The sequence below is a fragment of the Streptomyces sp. QH1-20 genome, from assembly GCF_041283565.1.
Lineage (GTDB): Bacteria > Actinomycetota > Actinomycetes > Streptomycetales > Streptomycetaceae > Streptomyces > Streptomyces syringius.
The window spans coordinates 3,157,528-3,180,411 of sequence record NZ_CP166299.1 but is presented as its reverse complement, the minus strand read 5'-3'; the positions used below and the strand labels follow the sequence as shown (position 1 = coordinate 3,180,411).

Here is a 22,884-nt window from a genome sequence, read left to right as displayed (position 1 = left end):
GTGACTGTCGCGCACCCCCTTCCCGGCCCCGACGTCAGCGTGGTCGTGATCGTCTACAACGACGCCGGGCGACTGCCGCGCGCCGTGCGGTCGGTGCTCGGCCAGTCGCTGCGCAACCTCGAAGTGATCATCGTCGACGACTGCTCCACCGACGACACCTTCGCCGTCGCCCGCAAGCTGACGGCCGCCGATCCCCGGGTGCGCCACATCCGGCTGCCGGTCAACAGCGGCGGCTGCAGCGCCCCGCGCAACGCGGGCATCGACGCCGCCCGGGCGCCCCATCTGATGTTCCTCGACAGCGACGACGAACTGCCCTACCACTCCTGCAAATCGCTGCTGCTCACCGCCGAGGAGACCGGCGCGGACCTGGTCACCGGCGAGGTCACCCGGCTGTTCGAGGAGAGCGGCACCACCGGCCTGTGGTACCCCGGCCTCTTCGAGGACGTGCGGCTGGTCGAGGGCATCCGCCAGGCGCCCGGTTTCTTCCTCGACCACCTCTCGACCAACAAGCTCTACCGCGCCGACTTCATCGCCGGGCAGAACCTGCGCTTCCCCGAGGGCATCCACTACGAGGACCAGCTGTTCAGCGCCCAGGCCTTCACCCTCGCGCGGACCTTCGCCGTCGTCCCCTGGCCCGTCTACACCTGGCGGCTCGCCGCCGACCCGGACCGGCTGTCCATCTCCTCCAGCCGCCACAAACTCCGTAACGTGGCGGACCGGATCCATGTGGCCCGGCTCATCGACACCTTCCTGGAGGAGACGGGCAACGCGGATCTACGGCCCGCGAAGGACGAGAAGTTCCTCCGTCACGACTTCCGCCTCTACCTCGGTGACCTGCCCTTCCGGGACCGCCGGTGGACCGAGGGCTTCGCCGCCGAGGTCACGCCCTACCTGGACGGCATCGCCGCCGAGGCCTTCGCCGCGATGCCGCGCGAGCAGCAGATCTGCCAGTACCTGCTGCGCGCCGGGAGGCTGGAGGAGGCCGCCGAGTGCGCCCGCACCCTCGACCGCCCCCAGCTCGCCCCGCGCCACGTCGTCCGGCGCGCCGGGCGCACGTACTGGGGGCGGGAGCTGCCCGCCGACGAGCGGGCCGCCGCCGGACTCGACATCACCGACTGGCGGCTGGACGACCAGCCCTTCGCCGCCGGACCGCTGCGGCACGAGGTCGCCCGGCTGGAGACCGACGGCCCGCTGCTGCGGCTCACCCTGCGCACCTACGACCCGGCACGGCTGCTGACCGGGCCCGGGGCGCAAGCCGTCACGGCCGAGCTGCGGCTGGCCGCGGCCGGCAGACCGCTGGCCGTGCCCTTCCGCTACGAGGAGGCGGACGGCGAGGTCCTCACCGCCGAACTGACCATCGACCCACGACTGATCCCCCTCGGGCCCAAGGGGTACCGGGGCCGCCGCCACCCCGTCGTCGTCCTCGGCCGGCTGGGCCTCACCCGCACCGACCCCCTGCTCGCCCCCGCCTCCCTGCCCGCCCTGCGGGTGGCCCTGCCCCTGCACGGGCCGCTCGCCGGACACCGCGTCCGGGTGGACTGCGAGGGGCACGGCGCGGGGCGGCTCGCCTTCACCTGGGAGCGTTCGGGCGCCCTCGGCCACGCCGAGGTCCTGGCCCCGCGCCTCACGCCCCTGCGCCGCCGGATCCACCGGCTGACCCGCCGCGTCACCGGCCCCCGTGCCAAGGCCCTGACCTACCACGAGCTGCAGAAACTGCCCATCGACAACGAGCTGGTGATCTTCGAGGCGCTGGAGGGCCGCGGCTACGCGGACAGCCCCCGCTACATCCACGAGGAGCTGCTCCGGCGCGGCCTGCCGCTGCGCGCCGTGTGGTCCTACTCCGGCAGCCGCTCCTCCTACCCCAAGGGGGTCCCGCTGGTCAGACGGGGCAGCTGGGAGTACGTCCGCGCGGTCGCCCGCGCGCGCTACTGGGTGGACTCGCACGGCTTCCCGATGATCTACGGCAAGCGGCCCGGCACCCGCTACCTCCAGACCTGGCACGGCCAGGCGTTCAAGCACATGGGCTTCGATGTGCCCGAGCTGCGGCTCGCCAGTCCCGAACGCAGACGGCAGCACCGCGAGATGATCGCCCGCTGGGACGCCCTCATCTCACCCAGCGCCGAGTTCGAGCGGACCTTCGTCCGGGCCAACGGCTTCACCGGCGAGCTGCTGCGCACCGGCCTGCCCCGCAACGACGTCCTCGTCCGCGGCGACGAGCCCGCGCAGCGCGCCCGAGCCGCCGCCACCCGCGCCCGGCTCCAGATCCCCGAGGCGAGCAAGGTGCTGCTCTACGCCCCCACCTTCCGCGACGGCGCGCGCGGCAGCGGCGCATCCATCCGCGTGGACCTCGCCGGGCTCGTCCCGCTCACCGGCGACGAATGGACGATCGTGGTCCGCCCGCACTACTACGAGCGGTACACCGTGCCCCGCGAGCTGGGCCACGCGGTGCGCGACGGCCGGGAGTTCACCGACCTCAACGACCTGCTGCTCGCCTCGGACGCGCTGCTCACGGACTACTCGTCGGTGATGTTCGACTACGCCAATCTGGGCCGGCCCATCCTGCTCTACACCGACGACTACGAGTCGTACCGCACCACCTCGCGCGGCACGTACTACGACCTGCCCGAGATCGCCCCCGGCCCGATGCTCGCCACGACGGACGAACTGGCGGGGGCGCTGAAGGACTTGGGCGCGGTGCGGGAGGAGTGGGCGGCGGCGTACGGCCCGTTCCAGAAGATGTTCAACTCCCACGAGACCGGGCGGGCGAGCGAAGCCGTCGTCGATCTGTTCTTCGCGGAGGAACGAGAAGGGAGGGCCCGGTGAGCCCGCGCACACTCCGCAACGTCTTCCTGGTCGGCATCGACGTGGACTCCATGGGCGGCTCGCAGCGGGTGCTGCACACCCTCGCCCAGGGCTTCGCCGAGCGCGGGCACCGCGTCGATCTGATCGGGATCCGGCCGAGCCCTGAACCCCACACCTACATCACCGACCCGGGGTACCGGCACACCACGCTCTACCGCTCACCCCCCGCGCCCGCCTGGCGGGCCTCCTCCTTCGCCGAGCGGCTGCACCCCGCCCGGCTGCGGGACGCCCGGGCCGAGCGGCGGGAGCGGGAGGTGGCCCGGAAGCGGATGGCCCGGCGGTTCGCGGCGGTGCCCGACGGCTACGTGATCATCGGTTCGCCCTGGGCCGCGGTCTGGCTGAACGCCGTCGACCGGTCGCACCTGAAGAGCATCGGGCAGTACCACGAGTCGTTCTTCCAGGCCTGTCACTCCGCGAACCTCCAGCTGATCCTGCGGCACTACCCGGAGCTGGAGAAGTCGGTGTTCCTCAGCGAGCCGGACGCGGCGGACTTCCGCCGCCGACGGCTGCCGAACGCGACGGCGCTGCCGAACCCGGTGCCCTTCACCCCCGCCGCCCCCGCGCCCCTGGACACCCGGCGCGTCGGCGCGGTCGGACGGCTGGATGCGGTCAAGCGGCTGGACCGGCTGGTCGACTCCTTCGCAGCGGCCTGCGCCGACCGGCCCGGCTGGGAGCTGCACCTGTTCGGTGACGGCCCGCTGGAGCCGGAGCTGCGCGCGCAGGCCGAGCGGCTCGGCGTCGCGGGCCGGGTCCGTTTCCGGGGCAGCGTGCGGGAGATGGCCGCCGCGTACCGGGAGCTGTCCGTGGTGGCCCTGACCAGCGAGCGCGAGGGACGTCCGATGGCGCTCGCGGAGGCGTCCGCCGCCGGGGTGCCCTGCGTGAGCTTCGACCTGTCCGGCGGGGTGCGCGAGCTGGTCGACCACGGCCGCACGGGCACGCTCGTGCCGCCCGGCGACACGGCGGCGTTCACCACGGCCCTGCGGGAGCTGGTCGAGGACGACGGGCTGCGCGAGCGCTACGGCCGCGCCGCGCGCGACCATGTCGCCCCGCTGGCCCTGCCCGCCGTGCTGGACCGGTGGGAGGCGCTGTTCGAGGAGATCGACCGGTGATGCGGAAGGCCGGTGCCGGGCTCAGCCGGAACCAAGCCTGTCCGGCGTTTGAGGACACCACCGCACAGCGGTGGTGCGGACGACAAGGTCTAGGGGGCGTCAGGGGGTGGCGGGGCGAGAAGGGGGCCGTGGCGCCCGCGGCGGGCGAGGCGCGCCCGGCGCAGCCGGCGCAGGGCGATGTCCAGCGCGCTGCGCGCACCGGGCGCCAGCCGCAGCGCGAGGGAGCCGCCGGCCGTGGCATACGGCTGCGCCAGCAGGATTCCGTGGCGCAGGCTGGGCAGGGCGGTCCGGCGCAGCCCGCTGCCGACGGCCCGTACGGTCGTGCGGAAGGAGGCGCCGGTCGCGCAGTGCACCCGCACCCGCACGTCCCACACCTGCGGTGCGGTGGTGCCGTCGCGGCGGCCCCGGGCGGCCAGCGCGCTGAGGCCGAGGGAGAGGTGCGCGGTCCACTGCGAGCCGTCGTGGGCCAGCGGGAGGCTGCGGGTGAGGAGCGCGCGGCCGTCCCGGTGCCGCAGCTCGACGTCGACGGTGTGCGGGCGGGCCACGGCCAGGCGCCCGTACAGGTCGTGGACGCGCAGCCCCAGTTCGAAGCGGGGCCCGGCGGGGGCGGGCGGCCGGGGTGGCGGGGGAGCGCCCGGGGTGACGGGCGGTCGTGGCGAGGTGTCGGCTCCCGGCAGGGCGGGCGAGGGCGGCGGGCCGTGGTCGTCCGCCCGGGTGAAAGGCCAGGGGCGGAGCCCGGACAGGGAGGGCAGCGACGGCATCCCGCGCAGTGCGGCGCGCGGGCCGGTCAGGGTGCGCGCCGCCGCGTCGACGGTGATCGGCAGCCGGTGGGGCGGTGGGGCGCCGGGGCCGGTGAGCCCGTCGAGCTCCACCCGCGGCAGGTCCTCCGCCCACACCGGCCGCCCGTCGGTCTCGGCATAGGGCGGCAGCAGCCGGGCCGGGCGGGCGGCCAGCTGGGAGAGGCGGTCCAGGTCGCGCGGCGTCTCGGAGGCCAGTACGACCCGGGCGATCCAGCGGGCGGGCAACCGGGCGGAGCACAGCTCGACCTCGTCGTACCCGGCCAGCCGGTCGCGGGCCAGTCGCCACCACGCGCGGCGGTAGGCGGGGCTGCGGGTGGGCAGTTCGCGGACGTACATGCGCAGGTCGTGGTCGAGGAATTTCACCCGCGCGGCGTGCGCGAGGGGTTTGCCGCCGGAGTCGAGGAGGATCTCCACGCTCCGCCGGTGGGCGGCCAGGCGTGCCCGCCAGTTGGCGACCCGGTCGCGGTCGAGGGAGATCGACGGCTTGGCCGCGTCGCGGCGCACGTGCCAGATGTAGACGGTGTCGGGCACGGTCGCCACCCGGGGCGCCGCCGCGAGGACCTGGGCGGTGAAGACGAAGTCCTCGTAAGGGAAGGGGCCCTCGGGGAAGGTGATGCCGTGCGCGGTGAGGAAGTCCCGCGCGTAGAGCTTGTTGACGCAGAGCGTGTCGTGGACGAGCGCCGGATGGTCCCCGGGGATCCGCACGGCGGGCCGCCGGTAGAGCCCGGGCTGCCACCGGGTGTCGTGGCGCCGGGGCAGCTCGCGGCGTACGCACAGGCCCGCCGACACCGGTGCCCGGTGCCGCAGGGCGGCCCCCAGCAGGGCGTCCGCCGCGCCCGGCGGGAGCACGTCATCGCTGTCGAGGAACATCACATAGGGCGCGGTGGCGGCCCGTACGCCGTCGTTGCGGGGGGTGCCGCAGCCACCGCTGTTGGCCGGGCGGTGGATGACCCGCAGGCGCGGGTGGCGGGCGGCCAGCTCGTCGAGGAACGCGCCGGTGCGGTCGGTGGACGCGTCGTCCACGGCGATGACCTCGGCGACGGCGGGGCCCTGGGCGAGCGCGGAGTGGACGGCGTCACGGATGTGCCCGGCGTCATTGAAGCCGATGACGATCACGCTGACCCGGGCGACGGGCGGGGCGTCCGGATCGCGCTCGAAGGTTTCACTGTCGCTCGCTGCCACAGAACACAGTTTTACCTACATATACCCATCAAGCAGAGCATTGCGCCCATAGGCGCGGTTGCCCGGCGCGGAGACCGGGGCCGGAGCCGGGACAAGGAGTGGCAGGGATGAAGGGAGGGGCCGGAATGGGGCGGACCGGACCGACGGTGTCGGCAGGGCTCGGGGGCCCGGCGCGGCGCGCCGACCGGGAGGCGGTGCGGCGACCCGCCGCCAAGGACCCGGAGCCGGACGGCCTGCCGGGCAGCGAACCGGCCGGGAGCAGGGGGCCGGACGGGCCGCCGGACCCGCCGACCGGGCCGCCGCCCCGGGGCGTACGGCGGCGCACGGCGGTGGCCGCCGTCCTCGCGCCCGCCGTCGTGATGCTCGCGCTCGGCCTGTGGGGGCTGGACCGGGGCACGATGTGGCGGGACGAGAGCGCGACGTACCAGGTGGCCCGCCGCTCACTGCCCGAGATCTGGCATCTCCTCGGCACGATCGACGCCGTGCACGGCCTCTATTACCTCCTTATGCACGCCGTGCTGGCCGTGCGCGACGACGAGCTCGCACTGCGCGTGCCGTCCGTCCTCGCCACCGCGGCCACCGCCGCCCTGGTCGGCGCGATCGGTTGCCGGCTGGCCCGCCCCCGGGTCGGCCTGTGGGCCGGGCTGCTCTACGCCACCACCCCGTTCGTCAGCCACTACGCGCAGGAGGGCCGCTCGTACGCGCTCGTCGCCACCGGCGCCGCGCTGGCCACCTGGCTGCTGATCCGGGCCGTCGAACATCCCTCGTACGGGCGCTGGGCCGGCTACGGCGCGGTCGTCGGCATCACCGCGCTGCTCCATGAGTTCGCCGTCCTGCTGCTGGCCGCCCACGGCCTGACCCTGCTGCTCTCCCGCGCGGCGTGGCGCACCTGGCGGGGGTGGGGGTGCGCGGCGTCGGCCGCGGTGCTGGCGCTGCTGCCGCTCGCGCTCTTCTCCCAGGGGCAGAGCGGGCAGGTCTCCTGGATCAGGACGCCCGGCCCCGAGGAGGCCGAGGCCCTGCTGCGCGCCTTCGCGGGCCCCGGCGACACCGTCCTCACCGGCACGCTCCTCCTCGCCGCCGTGGCGCTGCTCGCCCCCCGGCCCCGCACCGGGGCCCTGCACCTCGGCGCGGTCGCCCTGCCCCTGGCGCTCGTCCCGCCGGTCCTGCTGTACGCCGCCGCACAGTGGCAGCCGCTCTTCCTCGACCGGTATCTGCTCTTCGGTCTCGCGGGCGTGCCGCTGCTCGCCGCCGCCGGGGCCGACCGGCTCCTCGGCCTCCTGCCCCTGCCCCCGCGCGGGCGCCGGGCCGTGGCGGCGGCCGGTGTCGCCGTCATCGCCGCGGCTTTCGCCGGACAGCTCCCCGAGCAGGAGCGCGAGCGGCTGCCGAACAGCCGTGGTGACGAACTCGCCCGGACCGCCACGGTGGTCGGGCGGCTGGCGCGGCCCGGCGACGCGGTGCTGTTCCTGCCGCTGCACGAGCGCCGCGTGGCCCTCGCCTATCCGCGGGACTTCACCGGCCTGCGCGATCTCACCCTCAAGCGGTCGCCCGCCGCCTCCGGCACCCTCTTCGGCGAGGAGGTGCCGGCCGCCGAGCTGCGCGCGCGGCTGGCCCGGCTCCCCACGAGCAGCCGGGTGTGGGTCGTGTCGGACACCAACGCCGGCGACCGCTGGATCCGCTCCCAACGCGCCGAGCACGCCAAGACCACCGTCCTCGGCGAGCGCTACCGCGAGGAGTCCTCGGTGTTCGTACGCGGTGGCGCGGTGTCGCTGTACGTCCGTAGATAGGAGCCGCGTCCGCGGGCAGGCCCCGCCGGCATGGGGCGGGGCCGTCGGTTCACTTGACCCCGCCCGCCATGATGCCGTTGACGAACTGGCGCTGGAAGGCGAAGAAGACCGCCAGCGGCACGATCATCGAGAGGAAGGCACCCGGGGCGAGGACGTCGATGTTGCTGCCGAACTGCCGGACCTGCTGCTGCAGGGCGACCGTGATCGGCGGGTTGCCGCTGTCCGCGAAGATCAGCGCGATCAGCATGTCGTTCCACACCCACAGGAACTGGAAGATGCCCAGCGAGGCGATGGCCGGGCCGCCCAGCGGCAGCACCACCCGGGTGAACAGCCGTAGCTCGCCGGCCCCGTCCAGCCGGGCCGCCTCCAGCAGCTCCCGGGGGATCTCGGCGAAGAAGTTGCGCAGCAGGAAGACCGCGAAGGGCAGCCCGAAGGCGGTGTGGAAGAGGATCACCCCCGGTGTCGTCTCGAAGACCCCGAGGGTGTTGAAGAGCTTCGCGACCGGAATGAGCGCCACCTGCACGGGGACGACGAGCAGCCCGACCACGACCATGAACCACCAGTCCCGGCCCGGGAAGTCGAGCCAGGCGAAGGCGTAGCCGGCCAGCGCGCCGATCAGGATGACCAGCACCGTCGAGGGGACGGTGATGAGAGCGGTGGTGAGGAGGGACTCCATCACCTTGTCGTTGCCGAGCAGATTGCCGTAATTCTCCGTTGTCAGCCCGCCGGGGTGGCTGAGGACCCGCCACCAGCCCGAGGCCTCGATGTCCGCCTCGTCGCGCAGCGAGGAGAGCAGCAGTCCGACCGTGGGCATCAGCCAGAACAGGCCGACGACGAGGAGGAAGATCCGCAGGGCGCCCCCGCCGGCCCGGGCGGCGATCCGCGCCGGAAGCGACCGCTTGGCCCGTACGGCCGTGTCCGTGGTGGTCATCGCCGCCGCTCCCTTCGGATCCTGCGTATGTTCACGAGCATCACCGGCAGGACGAGCAGCAGCAGGAGGACGGCGATGGCGCTGCCGACACCCTGGTTGACGTCCGTACCGAAGGACGACTGGTAGAGCTGCAGGGCGAGGACGTTGGCGTTGTCGAGGCTGGAGCCGGGGGCGATGATGTAGACGAGGTCGAAGATCTTCAGCACATTGATCATGAGGGTGATGACGACGACCGCGAGGACGGGCGCCAGCAGCGGCACGGTCACCCGGCGGAAGACCTGCCACTCGCTCGCGCCGTCGACCCGGGCCGCCTCCAGCAGCTCCCGGGGCACCCCCGCCAGGCCCGCCGCGACGAGAACCATCGCGAAGCCCGCCCACATCCAGATGTAGGAGCCGATGATGGCGGGGGTGACGAGGGTGGGTCCCAGCCAGTCGACGCCGCCGTAGGAGGCGGCGAAGTTGGCGGCCGGAAGGCGCAGCCGGGCGCCCGCCGCGGAGTCGGGCAGGGTGAAGGTGCCGTCGGCGGCCGAGGTCGCCGAGGCGACGGACTTCCCGTCCTTGACCGCCTCGACCCTGACGCCCGCCAGGGCCTTCTCGCCCTTGTCGACGCGCCCCGCCGTGCCGCTGCCGCCCTTGGCGAAGTCCAGCCACACCGTGCCGGTGACCTTCCCCGCCACCGCCCGCGGCGGGACGGCGTCCCGGGCGCCGCTCACGTCCTCCGGTTTGACGGCCACCAGCGGCAGCGCTGCCGGAGTGCCCGCCCGTACGGCCGACTTGGTGGTGAAGGCACCGCCGCCGCTCGCCGCCAGGTCCCCCGTCGGCCGGGGGTGCGCGCCGGGGAAGGGCGCGGGGTCGGCGAAGGTGTCGTGGACACCGACCCACACCGCGTTGGCCACGCCGCGGTCCGGGTCCTGCTCGTACACCAGCCGGAAGATGATGCCCGCGGCGAGCATGGAGATCGCCATCGGCATGAAGACCACCAGCTTGAACGCCGTGGCCCAGCGCACCCGTTCGGTCAGGACCGCGAAGATCAGACCGAGGGCGGTGGCGACGGTCGGGGCGACGGCCACCCAGATGACGTTGTTCCGCAGGGCCGTGCGGATCCGGTCGTCGGTGAAGACCTCGCGGTAGTTGTCGACGCCCACGAAGCCGCCGCCGGAGGCGTCGAAGAGGCTGCGGTGGAGGGAGTAGCCGATGGGGTAGACGACGAGGGCGCCGAGCAGGGCCAGCGCGGGCAGCAGGAAGCAGGCGGCGACCCACGGCCGGGTGCCGAGCACGCTCCTGGACGGGGTGACGGGCGGGTCGCCGGGCGTCGGCACGGGCCCGGAGGCCGGTCCGCCGCCCGCTGTCGCGGTCGACATGATGACGCGGCCGTCAGTTCTTGAACGCCTTGGCCGCGTCGGACTCCAGTTTCCGCTGGGTGCCCGCCACGTCCTTGGGGTTGCGCAGGAAGTCCTGGAGGTGCTTCCACTCGCCCTGCCCGGGCTTGCCGCCGAAGGAGGCGGGGGCCTGGTCGGACATGTCGAAACGGAAGTCGTCGCCCGCCGCGACCAGCGCCTTGGCGATGGAGCGCAGCACGTCATTGGGGTACGCGGCCAGGTCGAGGTTCTTGTTGGCCGAGATGAAGCCGCCCTCGTGCGCCCAGATGCCGGCGGCGTCGGAGGAGGCGAGGAAGGTCAGCAGCGCCTGCGCCGCCCGGCTGTCCTTGAGGGCCACGCCGACGTCGCCCCCGGTCACCACGGGCGAGTCGGAGCCCACCGCCGGGAAGGGGAAGACCTTCGCGTCGGTGCCGATCTTCACGTTCGCGCCGAGGATGTTGGCGGCCGCCATGTCGCCCTCGAAGACCATGCCCGCCTTGGCCTTCTCGCCACCGACAAAGGTCTGGGTGACGGAGGCGGGGAAGGTGACCTGGATGGCGCCGTCGTTGCCGCCCGCCAGCAGCTCCGGCTTGCCGAAGAGCTGCCCCAGGGCGGTCAGTGCTTCCTTGACGGACGGGTCCGTCCATTTGATCTTGTGCTGGGCGAGCTGGTCGTACTTCTCCTTGCCCGCCTGGGAGAGATAGACGTTCTCGAACCAGTCGGTCAGGGTCCAGCCGTCCGCGCCGCCGACCGACACCGGGGGGACACCGTAGTCGGCGATCACCTGGGCGGTGCGCAGGAAGTCGGCCCAGGACTTGGGCTCCTTCGCGCCCGCCGCATCGAAGATCTTGGTGTTGTACCAGACCAGGGACTTGTTGCTGGTCTTGAAGTACACGCCGTACCGCTTGCCCTCGTACGAGGCGAGGTCCTGCCACCCCTTGGAGTAGTTCTTCTCCAGTTGCGCGGTGACCTCTCCGCCGAGCGGCTTGAGCCAGCCCTTCCGCGCGAACTCCTTGAGTACGCCCGGCTGCTGGAGCATCGCCACGTCCGGCGCCTCGCCGCCGGCTATCTTCGAGCCGATGAACGAGGACATGTCGTCGCCGCTGGGCACGAACGACACCTCGGCGCCCGTCCGCTTGGCGAATTCGTCCAGCACCTTCGTGAAGTTCTTCTGCTCCGTGCCCGTCCAGACGGCGGTGACCTTGAGCTTCTGCCCGTCGAGCTTGGGAAGGTCGACGGTCTGCGGGAGCGGTTTCGACGAGGCCGTCTTCTCGCCGTCCTTCGGATCCTTGCCGTCGTCCCCGCAGCCGGCGGCTGTCAGGGCCAGTGCGGCCGTCGCGACCAGAGCCAGCGCGCCGCGCGTCGCGCGCGCCCCGCGCGGCGCACTGCGAAGCGGTGTACGCGATAGAAGTGGTGTACGCGATATACGCATAGCCGTCCTCCCCGTGCCCGGTTCCCCGTGGACGGCCGCGCGCCGTACGTCGAACCGGCGTACGGCCTGTCTCCCGTGCCGACAGTCCTACGCCGGGTCCGGAGCTGCCGCAATACCGCCGCCGGTATCAACTCACCGATCGTGACCGGGCTGTGATGCGGCGTCACGCCGCCGCGTGCCGCGGGGCCCCGGGGGACCCGCCCGTCACGCCGGGCGGGGCGGGTCCGGCGGGAGGAGCGACGGAGCCGGGGACGTGCCCGCCGACTGGGCGGCGCGCAGCAGGGCGCTGGCGAGCAGGGCCAGGTCGGTCGGGCCGTTGCCCAGCTCGCGCAGCGGGCGCCGGGTGGGCGGATCGCCCATGCGCTGCCAGTCCACGGGCACGACCGTCGGGCGCAGCGTCGCGGTCCGGGGGATCCGCCCCGTGACCCGGCCCGCCTGGAACGGCGTCATCGCGTCGTCGTCCGGCCGCTGCAGCCGGCCGCGCCCCGGGGCGGGTTCGCCCGCGCCGCTGCCGTCGCCCGCGCCGTCCGCCGTCGCGGGCGCGATCTCCAGGGTGACGCGCAGCCCCGACCGCTCGACCGCCGCCGTATCGGCCGTGCGGTCCGGCCGCCCGGACGCGGCGACCAGGTGCACGCCGAGCCGCTCGCCGTCCCGGGCCACGGACTCCAGCGCCCGCACGACGGAACCGGCCGCCGGGCGGCCCGTGCTGCCGAGGGCGGGAGCGACGAGCGCGTCGAAGTCGTCGACGAGGACGACGAGACGGGGCAGGGCCGTCTCGGCGGTGCGCGCCGGGCCGTCCTTCTGCGCGCGCAGCTTGAGGGTGCCGCTCGGCGCGGGGTCGAGGTCGCCGGAGGCCGCGTCCGCCGGGCGGCGGGGCGAGATGATCTGCGCGGCGGTGTGCTGCGCGTGCCACCCGCAGAAGTCCAGCCGGCCCAGCAGCTCGGCGCGGCGCTTCAGCTCCGAACTCAGCGCCTGGGCGAACTCCCGCATCCGCACTGGATCGGCGGCGGCCAGATACGTCGAGACGTGCGGCAGGTCCGTGCAGACCCGCAGCCCCTCGCCGCGCTCGGCGCCCGCCCCGTCGACCAGGACGAGCGAGAGCCGGTCGGGGCGGTCGGCGGCCGCCAGCGAAGCGGCGAGCGAACGCAGCAGCTCGGTCTTCCCGCAGCCCGGCCCGCCCTCGACGAGCAGATGCGGGCCGTCGGCAGCCAGGTCGACGGTCAGCGGCCCGTGCGGACCGGCGCCGAGGACCGCGACGGCCCGGCCGCCGGGCCGGGCGCCCCGGTCCGTGGCCGCCGCCCAACGGGCCGTCAGCGAGGCGGGGGTGGCCCGGGCCAGGCCCAGCTCGTCCAGCAGTCGCGCGGTCCGCGGCAGCGCCGCCACCACCCGCCCGGCCTGTCCGTGCGCCCCGTGCGCGTCCGCCATCCGCAGCGGCGCCAGCGCCCGCGCGAACCGCTCGGCCCACGCCGCCGACACCGCGTCGACGGCGGCGATGACGGTGCTGCCGCCGGGCGCCGTCGTGGGGTGGGCGCCGCCGTGGGCGGGCGGCGGGACCGTACCGCCGTACTGGGTGGCGTGCCCGCCGAGCGCGGGCGGGCCGCCGGCGGGCCCGTACCCGCCGGGCACCGCGAGGCCGGCCTGCGGGCCCGCGCCCGCCTCGAACGCCGCGCCGCCGCGATGGAGCACCTGGACCACCGTGGCCACATCCCCGCTCAGCAGCGCCACCGCGCCGCACTGCGGGAAGGCCGGGGACACCGCGCGGGCCGTGTCGAGGGTGGCGGAGACGGGGGAGGCGGGGGTGGTCGCCGGGGCGTCCGCCAGGCACAGGAGGTGGATGCCCGCCGCCGGGCCGCCGGTGGCCAGCCGCGAGACCGTCTCCCGCAGCGCGGACGAGCCGGGGTCGCCGTCGACGATGAGGATCGTGTACGGGCCGGTGTGGTGCTCGACGACCGATGCCACGGCCTCGGGGGCCGCGGTCGCCCAGTTCGGCCCGAGGGGGCCGTCGTCGAGTCGGCGCACGAGCTCCGCCGTGCGGGCCTCGGCCTGCTCGCGGTCGTAGGCGACCAGCAGCCGGCAGTCCTGTCCGTGGGTGGGCCGCAGCTGCGGCAGCCAGCCGAGCCAGGACCACTCCGCCAGCCGCTCCTCCACGCTCCGCGAGCGGTCGGCGCTGATCAGGACGAATTCGAGCGCGGCGGGCGAGTGCAGCGCCGCGAGCTGTGCGAGGACGGACCGGGCCAGCCCGGACAGCCGCTCCCGGGGGCCCGCCAGGCCGAGCGCCCCGACCTCCCGCAGCGCGACCGTCACCGGCACGGACGGCAGTAGTCCGCTGCCGTCGGCGGCGTACCGGTCGGTGGTGCCGAGCCGCACGGTCAGCAGGTCCGGATGGTCCGGGCCGCGCTCCCACAGCCGGGGCCCGGGACCGAGCGCGGTCAGCAGCACGCACGCCGGGTCGGGCCACCGCTCGCGCAGCGACCCCGCCAGGGCACGGGCCCGCTCGGCGTCGCCCTCGGCCGAGGGCGGCCACTCCTCGGCGACGACCGCCCGCTCGGCTCCCCGCCCGCCGGTCAGCCGCCGGGCCCAGGCGCCTATGCCGCGGTTGCGGCCGCCCCGCTTGCCCTCGGCCCGCTCGTCGTCCGCGAGGGGCGGTGCGCCGCGGTCGTCGGGAACGTCGAACTGGGTGCCGCGGCCGCCATGAGTGATGTGCCCGACCGGGGCGTACCCGTCCGGGGAGTAGCCGTCGGTGGAGTAGTCCGGGGTGTAGGGGTCGGGCGCTCCGACGAAGCCGGTGTGGTGGCGCGGTCCGGGCACGGAGGGGTCGGCGAAGCCGCTCGGCGCCACGGCGTCGGCCGAGCCGAAGTAGCCCTCGGTGAAGCCGGTGGGCCCGGGGAATCCGACGATGCCGACCGACTGGTGGGTCTCGGCGGTCCTGGCCGGGCCCGTGGTGGCGTGCGCCATCGCGGGGCCGGCGTCGCCGAAGCCGCCGGCCGGGGCGGGACCCGCGCCCTGGGGGGCGCGGGCCGGTCCGGGGACGCCGGCGTACCCGCCGCCCGCGCCCGCGAACCCGGCGGAGCCCTCGGCCCACGACGTCGTCCCCCGGGGCTGCCCGGCGCTGCCGGGCACCGTCCCCGCCGACACCCGGAGGTGCCCCTCCCCGTCCGGTGCCGCCGGAAGGACGCGCGGCGAGGTGTCGGAAGGACTGTGCAGGCTCAGCGTGGACTCGCCGACCCGCAGCAGCGTGCCGGAGGAGAAGGGGACCGGGCGGCCGTCGACCGGGGTGCCGTCGAGGACGGTGCCGTTGGTGGAGCCGAGATCGTGCAGGGTGACGGCGCCGTCGTCGCTGACGGTGACCGCGCAGTGCAGCCGGGAGACGTCGGGGTCGTCGAGGGGCACGTCCGCCGAGCTGGAGCGGCCGATACGGACCTCGCCGCCGTGCAGCAGGTGCACCCCGCCCGCGTCCGGCCCCGAGACCACGTGCAGCCGGGCGGCGGCCTCCGGCACCCCGGACAGGAGCACGCCCGCGTGCCGGTCCGGGTCGGCCGGGGCGCCCAGGGACAGGACGGCGCCGTCGATCAGTGGTGGCTCGCCCAGCGCGCAGCGCTGCGCGTCGAGCCGCTCGGCGCCGGCGTAGACGACGACGGCTCCGCTGCCGAGATCGCAGCCCGCCGCCGCGGCGGCGGCCGCGAGGCCGCTCGCCACACTGGCGAGGGCCGTCCCGGCGGGGGCGGTCACCAGCACATCGCAGGCGCGCGTCGCGTGAGGGGTGGTGTGGCCGCTGAGCGGCCCGAGGACGGTCAGCCGGATCTGCATCGCCGTCAACGGTCCCTTCCTGCCCGGGGTGCCCGGCAGGGGTCCGCACTTCCCCCACCACGCACGGGCGCGTCGGCACGTACAGGTCACCACGTTCGCGCGGGGCCTCCCGCTCCCTCCCCGCCGCATCCGTGCTGTGAGCATCCTCGCACCTGCCACTGACGACGCGCCCGGCGAGAGCCAATTCGTGATCTTGAACGACCATCCGAACGTGCGAAAACGTGAGGTCGCGAACGTCGGATGGCCAAGTCGTACCGCACCGTGTTCGCTCAGGGTTCGCTAAGGCCCGCTCCCCGTCCCCCACCGTGCCCGGTTCCCTCACACGGGGGGCGTGGCGGGACGCATGTGGCAACCATCTGTCCGGAACGCGCGTCTTTCCCATGAGCCCCACTGAACGAGACCCGTCAACGGGCGGTGCGGCAGCACTACAGTGGGCGAATGGCCGGGCAGCGGCCACCGCAAGCTTGGATCACGATCAGGGAGCGCATGACGTGCGGCCGGTAGGCAGCAAGTACCTGCTCGAGGAGCCGCTCGGACGCGGAGCCACGGGCGTCGTCTGGCGAGCCCGCCAGCGAGAGGCGGCCGGCGCCGAGGCCGCCGTGGCCGGCCAGCCCGGCGAGACCGTCGCGATCAAGGTCCTCAAGGAGGAGCTGGCGAACGACGCGGACGTCGTGATGCGCTTCCTGCGGGAGCGCTCCGTCCTGCTGCGGCTCACCCACCCCAATATCGTCCGCACCCGCGACCTCGTCGTCGAGGGCGATCTGCTGGCGCTCGTCATGGACCTGGTCGACGGCCCGGATCTGCACCGCTATCTGCGCGACAACGGCCCCTTCACCCCCGTCGCGGCCGCGCTGCTGACCGCCCAGATCGCCGACGCCCTCGCGGCCAGCCATGCCGACGGCGTCGTCCACCGCGACCTCAAGCCCGCCAACGTTCTGCTGCGGAACGACGGCCAGGCGATGCACCCGATGCTCACCGACTTCGGCATCGCCCGCCTCGCGGACTCGCCCGGTCTCACCCGCACCCACGAATTCGTCGGCACCCCGGCCTACGTCGCGCCCGAGTCCGCCGAGGGCCGCCCGCAGACGTCCGCCGTCGACATCTACGGCGCGGGCATCCTGCTGTACGAGCTGGTCACCGGCCGTCCGCCGTTCGCCGGCTCGACCGCTCTGGAGGTCCTGCACCGCCACCTCAGCGAGGAGCCGCGCCGCCCCACCACCGTTCCCGAACCGCTGTGGACGGTCATCGAGCGCTGTCTGCGCAAGCGCCCCGAGGAGCGGCCCAGCGCCGAGAACCTCGCCCGCGCCCTGCGCGTCGTCGCCGCCGGTGTCGGCGTGCACGCCTCCCCGGCGCAGGCCGAGGCCGCGCTCGGGGTCGCCGCGCTGCTCGCCCCGGACCCCGAGCCCGCCCAGGTGCCCGGCACCGGCGCGGACGGCGGCGCCGGGTTCGGCGACGCCGAGCCCACCCAGATGCTCCCGTCGAACGCGGGCTCCTACGACCCGAACGCCGCGACCAGCCTCCTGCCGAACACGCCGCCCGGCCAGAGCGGTCCGGCCGGCCCGAACGCCGACCCGACCCAGGTGCTGCCCGCCGGCCCCGGCGGTCCGCAGGCGGGCGACCCCACCCGGGTCATGCCGCCGGTGCCCCCGGGCCCGCCGCAGCCCTCGGGCGACGACCCGCACCCGTGGCAGACCCAGCTGCGCGCGGCCCGCGACCGCAACGACCAGACGCAGGTCCAGTACCTGGACCCGAGCGAGGACCCGCTGCGGCGCCGCCCCACGCGCCGGGCCGGTGCGCCCCAGCAGCCCCCGCAGCAGCCCCCGCGTCACCAGCAACAGCCGCCGCAGGGGCAGCAGTACGGGCAGCAGTACGGCGGGCAGCAGTACGGGCAGCCGCCGCAGCCCCAGCCCCAGCAGTACTCCCCACAGCGGCCGCCCCAGCGGCAGCCGAGGCAGCAGCCCCAGCGACAGCCTCAGCCGCGCTACCAGCAGCCGCCGCAGCCGCCCCAGCAGCAGCACCAGCCGCAGCGCTACACCCCGCCGCCCGCACCCGAGCCCGCCGCCCCGCGCCGCGAGCCCAGGCCGCCGCGGCAGCGCAGCGCGAACCCGATGCGAATTCCGGGGCTGGGCTGCCTCAAGGGCTGTCTGTTCATGATTCTCATCCTGGTCCTCGGGTCCTGGCTGGTCTGGGAGTTCACCCCGCTCAAGGACTGGGTCGCCGACGGCAAGAGCTTCTGGGACGCCACCTGGGACTGGGTGCGCGACGTCAAGAACTGGGTCTCCGACCTCGGGTCGGGCAAGTAACCCCACCCCGGCACCGGCGCGGCCGGGGGCAGTCCCCCCGGCCGCCCCCTCTCCGGCGCGATCTTGGAGACTTGTCGACATCTGAAGGGTGTTTTCTGCCGCAGAAGCGGCGGTCGGCACAGATCGGTGCCCCTAACATCCCTTCAGCCGCGTAGCTTTGTCGCCAGCGCGCCCTCCTCGGGGGTCGGAGGACCAGGAAAGGAAGCCGAAGAGTCTTGGCACGGAAGATCGGCAGCCGGTACACCGCCCACCAGGTCCTGGGGCGCGGCAGTGCCGGCACGGTGTGGCTTGGCGAGGGCCCCGAGGGCCCGGTCGCCATCAAGCTCCTGCGTGAGGACCTCGCGTCCGACCAGGAGCTCGTCGGCCGGTTCGTGCAGGAGCGCGCGGCCCTCCTCGGCCTCGACCATCCGAACGTCGTCGGGGTGCGCGACCTCGTCGTCGACGGCGCCGACCTCGCCCTCGTCATGGACCTCATCCGAGGGACGGACCTGCGCACCCGCCTCGACCACGAGCGCCGCCTCGCCCCCGAGGCCGCCGTCGCCATCGTCGCCGACGTCGCGGACGGGCTCGCCGCCGCGCACGCCGCCGGGATCGTCCACCGCGACGTCAAGCCGGAGAACGTCCTGCTCGACATGGCGGGCCCCCTCGGCCCCGCCGGGGCGCACCCCGCGCTGCTCACCGACTTCGGCATCGCCCGCCTCGTGGACACCCCCCGCCGCGCCGCCGCCACCGGCGGACTCGGCGGCTCCGCCGCCCCGGGCGGCCGTTCCCCGAACCCGCGCAGCGTCATCGGCACGCCCGACTACCTCGCCCCCGAGATCATCGAGGGCCTGCCGCCGCGCGCCTCCGTCGACGTCTACGCCCTCGCCACCGTGCTCTACGAGCTGCTGGCGGGCTTCACCCCCTTCGGCGGCGGCCACCCGGGCGCGGTCCTGCGGCGGCACGTCACCGAGACGGTGGCGCCGCTGCCCGGCATCCCCGACGAGCTGTGGCAGCTGATCGTCCAGTGCCTCGCCAAGGGCCCCGCGTCCCGGCTGCGGGCCTCGGAGCTGGCGGTGCGGCTGCGGGAGCTGCTCCCGAGCCTGGCCGGGTACCCGCCGCTCGACATCGACGAGCCCGAGGACGGGCAGAGTGCCGCGGGCACCGGGCGGGACGGCGGCTACGACGACATGTCCGCGACGGCGTCCGTGGCCGCCGAGCCGCGCCGCCGGGGCGTGGTGCCGCTCGTACCGGGCGCCGTCGCCGACTCCAGCCGCGACACCCACACGAGCATGCGCGTGCCCGGCCCCGAGGAGCTGGCGGGCGGCGCCCACGGCACGGCCCGCGCCCCGCGCGCGGCCGGGGAGCGCCGGGCGGGCTCCGCGCGCCACCGGTCGGCCGCGGAAGCGCTCCGGCGCCGCCGCGTGAAGCTCGGCGCCGCCGCGGTGGCGCTGGCCGCCGCGGCCGGGGTGGGCGGCTGGTTCGCCGTGGCCGACCACGACTCCGGCGACACCAAGCCGGGCGTCCACCGCACGGATCCCTCGCCGGGCAGGTAGCGCGTGGGCCCCGGCCCGAGCCCGTCGGCGTCGGCCGGAGCCCCGGCCCCTACTTCTTCATGGCCTTTGCGGCCTTTATGGCCCGGGATCACTCGGCCGCGGCCCGGAAAAACCCGTCCCGGAGATTCTCGGCGGCCACCTTCGGGCCGTGCAGCCCGGCGCAGCCGTTAGGCTGGGTGCGTGGCAGTCGTTGATGTATCCGAAGAGCTGAAGTCCCTCTCCTCGACCATGGGGTCGATCGAGGCCGTCCTGGACCTCGACAAGATGAGGGCCGACATCGCCGTGCTCGAGGAGCAGGCGGCGGCCCCGTCCCTGTGGGACGACCCGGACGCGGCGCAGAAGATCACCAGCCAGCTGTCGCACCTCCAGGCGGAGCTGCGCAAGACCGAGGCGCTGCGCGGCCGCATCGACGACCTCGCGGTGCTCTTCGAGCTCGCCGAGGCCGAGGACGACGCGGACACCCTCGCCGAGGCCGAGGCCGAGCTGACCGCGGTCCGCAAGGCGCTGGACGAGATGGAGGTCCGTACCCTCCTCTCCGGCGAGTACGACTCCCGCGAGGCGCTGGTCAACATCCGCGCCGAGGCCGGCGGCGTCGACGCCTCCGACTTCGCCGAGCGCCTGCAGCGCATGTACCTGCGCTGGGCCGAGCGCCACGGTTACAAGACGGAGGTCTACGAAACCTCGTACGCGGAAGAGGCCGGCATCAAGTCGACCACCTTCGCCGTGCAGGTCCCGTACGCCTACGGCACGCTCTCCGTCGAGCAGGGCACCCACCGCCTCGTGCGCATCTCGCCCTTCGACAACCAGGGCCGCCGTCAGACGTCCTTCGCGGGCGTCGAGGTGCTGCCGGTCGTCGAGCAGACCGACCACGTCGAGATCGACGAGTCCGATCTGCGCGTCGACGTCTACCGCTCCTCCGGCCCCGGCGGCCAGGGCGTCAACACCACCGACTCCGCGGTCCGGCTGACCCACCTGCCGACCGGCATCGTCGTCTCCTGCCAGAACGAGCGTTCGCAGATCCAGAACAAGGCGACCGCGATGAACGTCCTCCAGGCGAAGCTCCTCGAGCGCCGCCGCCAGGAGGAGCAGGAGAAGATGAACGCGCTCAAGGGCGACGGCGGCAACTCCTGGGGCAACCAGATGCGTTCGTACGTCCTGCACCCGTACCAGATGGTGAAGGACCTGCGTACCGAGTTCGAGGTCGGCAACCCCACCTCCGTGCTCGACGGCGACATCGACGGCTTCCTCGAGGCCGGTATCCGCTGGCGCAAGCAGCAGGAGAAGTAGTCCAACCGCCGACATAGTCGGACATCGCGCCCTTAACTGCCTTGACGCCACCCTGAAAACCTTGAAGGGTGGCGTTCGGCATGCGTATCACTGGGGCGCGTGTGGCGGGGGGCGAGCGGCCCGGCTGGTACGGCCGGTTCAGCCACGTGTGGTCCCCAGAGCGCCATGGCCCCGTGAAGAGCTGCTCCAATGACGAGTTCAGCTACTGGGGGTAGCAGGCAGATGACGAAGAACACGCGACTGCGCGTCGCGCGAATAACTGCCGGTGCGGTGATCGTGGCAGGTGCGTCGCTGACCGCCGCCGGTGTGGCCTCGGCCGCCGGGGTGGATGTCGAGGTCGGCGGCATCGGTGTGAAGGCGACCGTCGGGGCCGACCCGACGGTCGAGCCCACGGTCGAGCCGACCGTTGAGCCGACCGAGATCCCGCAGCCGACGCAGCCGCCCACCACCGGCGGTTCGACGACCACGGGTGGCACCAGCACCGGGGGGTCCACCACCGAGGGCACGACGACCGGCGGTACCACGACGGGTGGCACCACCACGGGTGGTACGACGACTGGTGGTACCACCACTGGCGGCACCACCTCGGGTGGCACCACCACGGGTGGCACGACCACGGGCGGTACGACCACCGGCGGTTCGACGACCACGGGTGGCACGACTTCCGGCGGCTCGACCAGCGGTGGCTCGACGAGCGGCGGCTCCACCTCCGGCGGGACCACGACGGGCGGCAGCACCACCACCGGTGGCTCGACCTCCGGTGGTTCCACCTCCGGTGGCTCGACCAGCGGCGGCTCGACCTCCGAGGGCACGACCGGCGGCGGCACCACGACGGGCGGCTCCGCCTCCGAGGGCTCCACCGGCGGGGACGACGACGGTGACAGCACCGGCGGCTCCACCGGCGGCGACGACCACAGCGGCTCCGTCACCGGCGGCAGCGGCAAGGGTGACGACGCCACGACGTGCCCGGTGGACACCGACTCCCACTGCGGCACCAGCACCGACAACGCCGGCTCCAAGCCCGTGCAGCAGGCCAAGCCGAAGGAGCAGCTGGCCCAGACGGGTGCCGGTCAGACGTCCTTCCTGCTGGTCGGCGCCGCGACGATGATCGCCGGCGGCATCGGCTTCCGGATGCTCCCGCGCCTGGTCAACCGGAGCGCCGCGGCCTGACCGGGTACCGCGTGCGATAGGACGACGAAGGCCCGGAGCGGGCAAACGCTCCGGGCCTTCTGTCATGTCTACGGTGAGTAATCGTGCTCCGCGGGGCTTACGTCCGCGTGAGGATGCGCCTACGCTCCGTCCGTAAGCCGATCGTCGAGCGCGGTCGGGTGATTACGCGGCGAGGCCGTGGGCGACCAGGGCCACCGCGACGAGCGCCACCAGCAGCGCGATCAAGGTGGCGGGCGTCAGCGCGGCGAACGCGCCTTCCTGCTGCTCAAGCCGCTGTCGGCTGGCCCGGCAGACCGGGCACCTGCCCTCGCTGACCCGGCCCGCGCAGCTGGCGCACACCAGTCGGTCGCATGTCATGCGATCTCCTCCTCCGGCACGTCCAACGCGCGGGATACCCGTGTGGTTCCCCTTACCACTGTGCCAGCTTTCCCGCCGTTCGGCGCGACTGCTCGCGCGCAGCGCAAAACGGGGCCCAAATGTCCTCGTTTTGTCCCCGATGGTGTCGGTAATAAACGCGCCAACCCCGGATGCCGACTGCGCGTGCACCGGTGGTTCGCGTATGGTCACGCACACCGACGGGAGCCGCGCGCGCGGTGTTCCGTGCCACTATCCAGGTCGACGCGTGGTGCACTCGTGATCCGATTCGACAACGTCTCCAAGTCCTACCCGAAGCAGAACCGTCCGGCGCTCCGCGACGTCTCGCTGGAGATCGAGAAAGGCGAGTTCGTCTTCCTCGTCGGTTCCTCGGGTTCGGGCAAATCCACCTTCCTGCGGCTGCTGCTGCGCGAGGAGCGGGCCAGCCACGGGCAGGTCCACGTGCTCGGCAAGGACCTCGCCCGGCTCTCCAACTGGAAAGTGCCGCAGATGCGCCGCCAGTTGGGCACCGTCTTCCAGGACTTCCGGCTGCTGCCCAACAAGACGGTCGGCGAGAACGTCGCCTTCGCCCTCGAGGTGATCGGCAAGCCGCGCGGTGAGATCCGCAAGGGCGTGCCGCAGGTCCTCGATCTGGTGGGCCTCGGCGGCAAGGAGGACCGGATGCCCGGCGAGCTGTCCGGTGGTGAACAGCAGCGGGTGGCCATCGCTCGCGCGTTCGTCAACCGGCCGATGCTGCTGATCGCCGACGAACCGACCGGCAATCTCGATCCGCAGACCTCCGTCGGCATCATGAAGCTGCTGGACCGGATCAACCGGACCGGGACGACCGTCATCATGGCCACGCACGACCAGCAGATCGTGGACCAGATGCGCAAGCGCGTCATCGAATTGGAAAAGGGCCGGCTCGTGCGCGACCAGTCGCGCGGCGTCTACGGCTACCAGCACTGAA

14 protein-coding genes are annotated in these 22,884 nt (G+C 74.0%); 8 read left to right on the top strand and 6 right to left on the bottom strand.

Annotated elements, in window-relative coordinates; all coding sequences use genetic code 11:
- Together AB8O64_RS14290 and AB8O64_RS14285 are read left to right on the top strand one after the other, a co-directional pair.
- Entirely contained in the window at positions 1-2,823 is a 2,823-nt protein-coding gene (locus AB8O64_RS14290) for a CDP-glycerol glycerophosphotransferase family protein (protein WP_370419520.1), read from the top strand.
- Positions 2,820-3,971, top strand: a complete 1,152-nt coding sequence (locus AB8O64_RS14285) for a glycosyltransferase (protein WP_370419519.1) — start codon at positions 2,820-2,822, stop codon at positions 3,969-3,971. Before AB8O64_RS14290 ends, AB8O64_RS14285 begins: the two co-directional genes overlap by 4 nt.
- A gap of 89 nt (positions 3,972-4,060) precedes the next feature.
- Here AB8O64_RS14285 and AB8O64_RS14280 read toward each other — a convergent pair whose 3' ends face one another.
- A complete protein-coding gene (locus tag AB8O64_RS14280; protein WP_370419518.1) occupies positions 4,061-5,953 on the bottom strand; it encodes a glycosyltransferase family 2 protein in 1,893 nt (630 codons plus the stop codon).
- 125 nt (positions 5,954-6,078) lie between these two features.
- Here AB8O64_RS14280 and AB8O64_RS14275 point away from each other — a divergent pair, with 125 nt between their 5' ends.
- Entirely contained in the window at positions 6,079-7,737 is a 1,659-nt protein-coding gene (locus tag AB8O64_RS14275; RefSeq protein ID WP_370419517.1) for a glycosyltransferase family 39 protein, read from the top strand.
- Positions 7,738-7,786: 49 nt separating this feature from the next.
- Here the strand turns inward: AB8O64_RS14275 and AB8O64_RS14270 are convergent, their stop codons facing one another.
- From AB8O64_RS14270 to AB8O64_RS14255, 4 genes are all read right to left on the bottom strand, one after another.
- Entirely contained in the window at positions 7,787-8,668 is an 882-nt protein-coding gene (locus tag AB8O64_RS14270; protein WP_370419516.1) for a carbohydrate ABC transporter permease, read from the bottom strand.
- Positions 8,665-10,029 carry a carbohydrate ABC transporter permease gene (locus tag AB8O64_RS14265; RefSeq protein WP_370419515.1) on the bottom strand — a complete coding sequence of 455 codons (1,365 nt, stop codon included), beginning with the start codon at positions 10,027-10,029 and terminating at the stop codon, positions 8,665-8,667. Before AB8O64_RS14265 ends, AB8O64_RS14270 begins: the two co-directional genes overlap by 4 nt.
- Positions 10,030-10,042: 13 nt before the next feature.
- Complete coding sequence (locus AB8O64_RS14260) at positions 10,043-11,458, bottom strand: ABC transporter substrate-binding protein (protein ID WP_370419514.1); 1,416 nt, start codon at positions 11,456-11,458, stop codon at positions 10,043-10,045.
- A 204-nt stretch (positions 11,459-11,662) separates the two neighbouring features.
- Complete coding sequence (locus AB8O64_RS14255) at positions 11,663-15,265, bottom strand: FtsK/SpoIIIE domain-containing protein (RefSeq protein WP_370423868.1); 3,603 nt, start codon at positions 15,263-15,265, stop codon at positions 11,663-11,665.
- Positions 15,266-15,756: 491 nt separating this feature from the next.
- On the opposite strand from AB8O64_RS14255, the gene AB8O64_RS14250 reads away from it, so the two are divergent.
- The 4 genes from AB8O64_RS14250 (at position 15,757) to AB8O64_RS14235 (ending at position 21,560) form a co-directional block, all read left to right on the top strand.
- Positions 15,757-17,568, top strand: coding sequence for a serine/threonine-protein kinase (locus AB8O64_RS14250; protein WP_370419513.1), 1,812 nt, complete (start codon positions 15,757-15,759; stop codon positions 17,566-17,568).
- Positions 17,569-17,783: 215 nt separating this feature from the next.
- Positions 17,784-19,103: a serine/threonine-protein kinase gene (locus AB8O64_RS14245; protein WP_370419512.1), complete on the top strand. Its 1,320-nt coding sequence runs from the start codon at positions 17,784-17,786 to the stop codon at positions 19,101-19,103.
- A gap of 180 nt (positions 19,104-19,283) precedes the next feature.
- Complete coding sequence (gene prfB, locus AB8O64_RS14240; RefSeq protein ID WP_130878116.1) at positions 19,284-20,390, top strand: peptide chain release factor 2; 1,107 nt, start codon at positions 19,284-19,286, stop codon at positions 20,388-20,390.
- Between the two features lie 222 nt (positions 20,391-20,612).
- Entirely contained in the window at positions 20,613-21,560 is a 948-nt protein-coding gene (locus tag AB8O64_RS14235; RefSeq protein WP_370419511.1) for an LPXTG cell wall anchor domain-containing protein, read from the top strand.
- A gap of 162 nt (positions 21,561-21,722) precedes the next feature.
- Here AB8O64_RS14235 and AB8O64_RS14230 read toward each other — a convergent pair whose 3' ends face one another.
- The gene (locus AB8O64_RS14230; RefSeq protein WP_130878114.1) at positions 21,723-21,917 is read right to left on the bottom strand and encodes a hypothetical protein; all 195 of its coding nucleotides are present in this window, start codon (positions 21,915-21,917) and stop codon (positions 21,723-21,725) included.
- 276 nt (positions 21,918-22,193) lie between these two features.
- On the opposite strand from AB8O64_RS14230, the gene ftsE reads away from it, so the two are divergent.
- Positions 22,194-22,883, top strand: coding sequence for a cell division ATP-binding protein FtsE (ftsE, locus tag AB8O64_RS14225; protein WP_130878113.1), 690 nt, complete (start codon positions 22,194-22,196; stop codon positions 22,881-22,883).
- The last annotated feature ends 1 nt before the right edge of the window (position 22,884 follow it).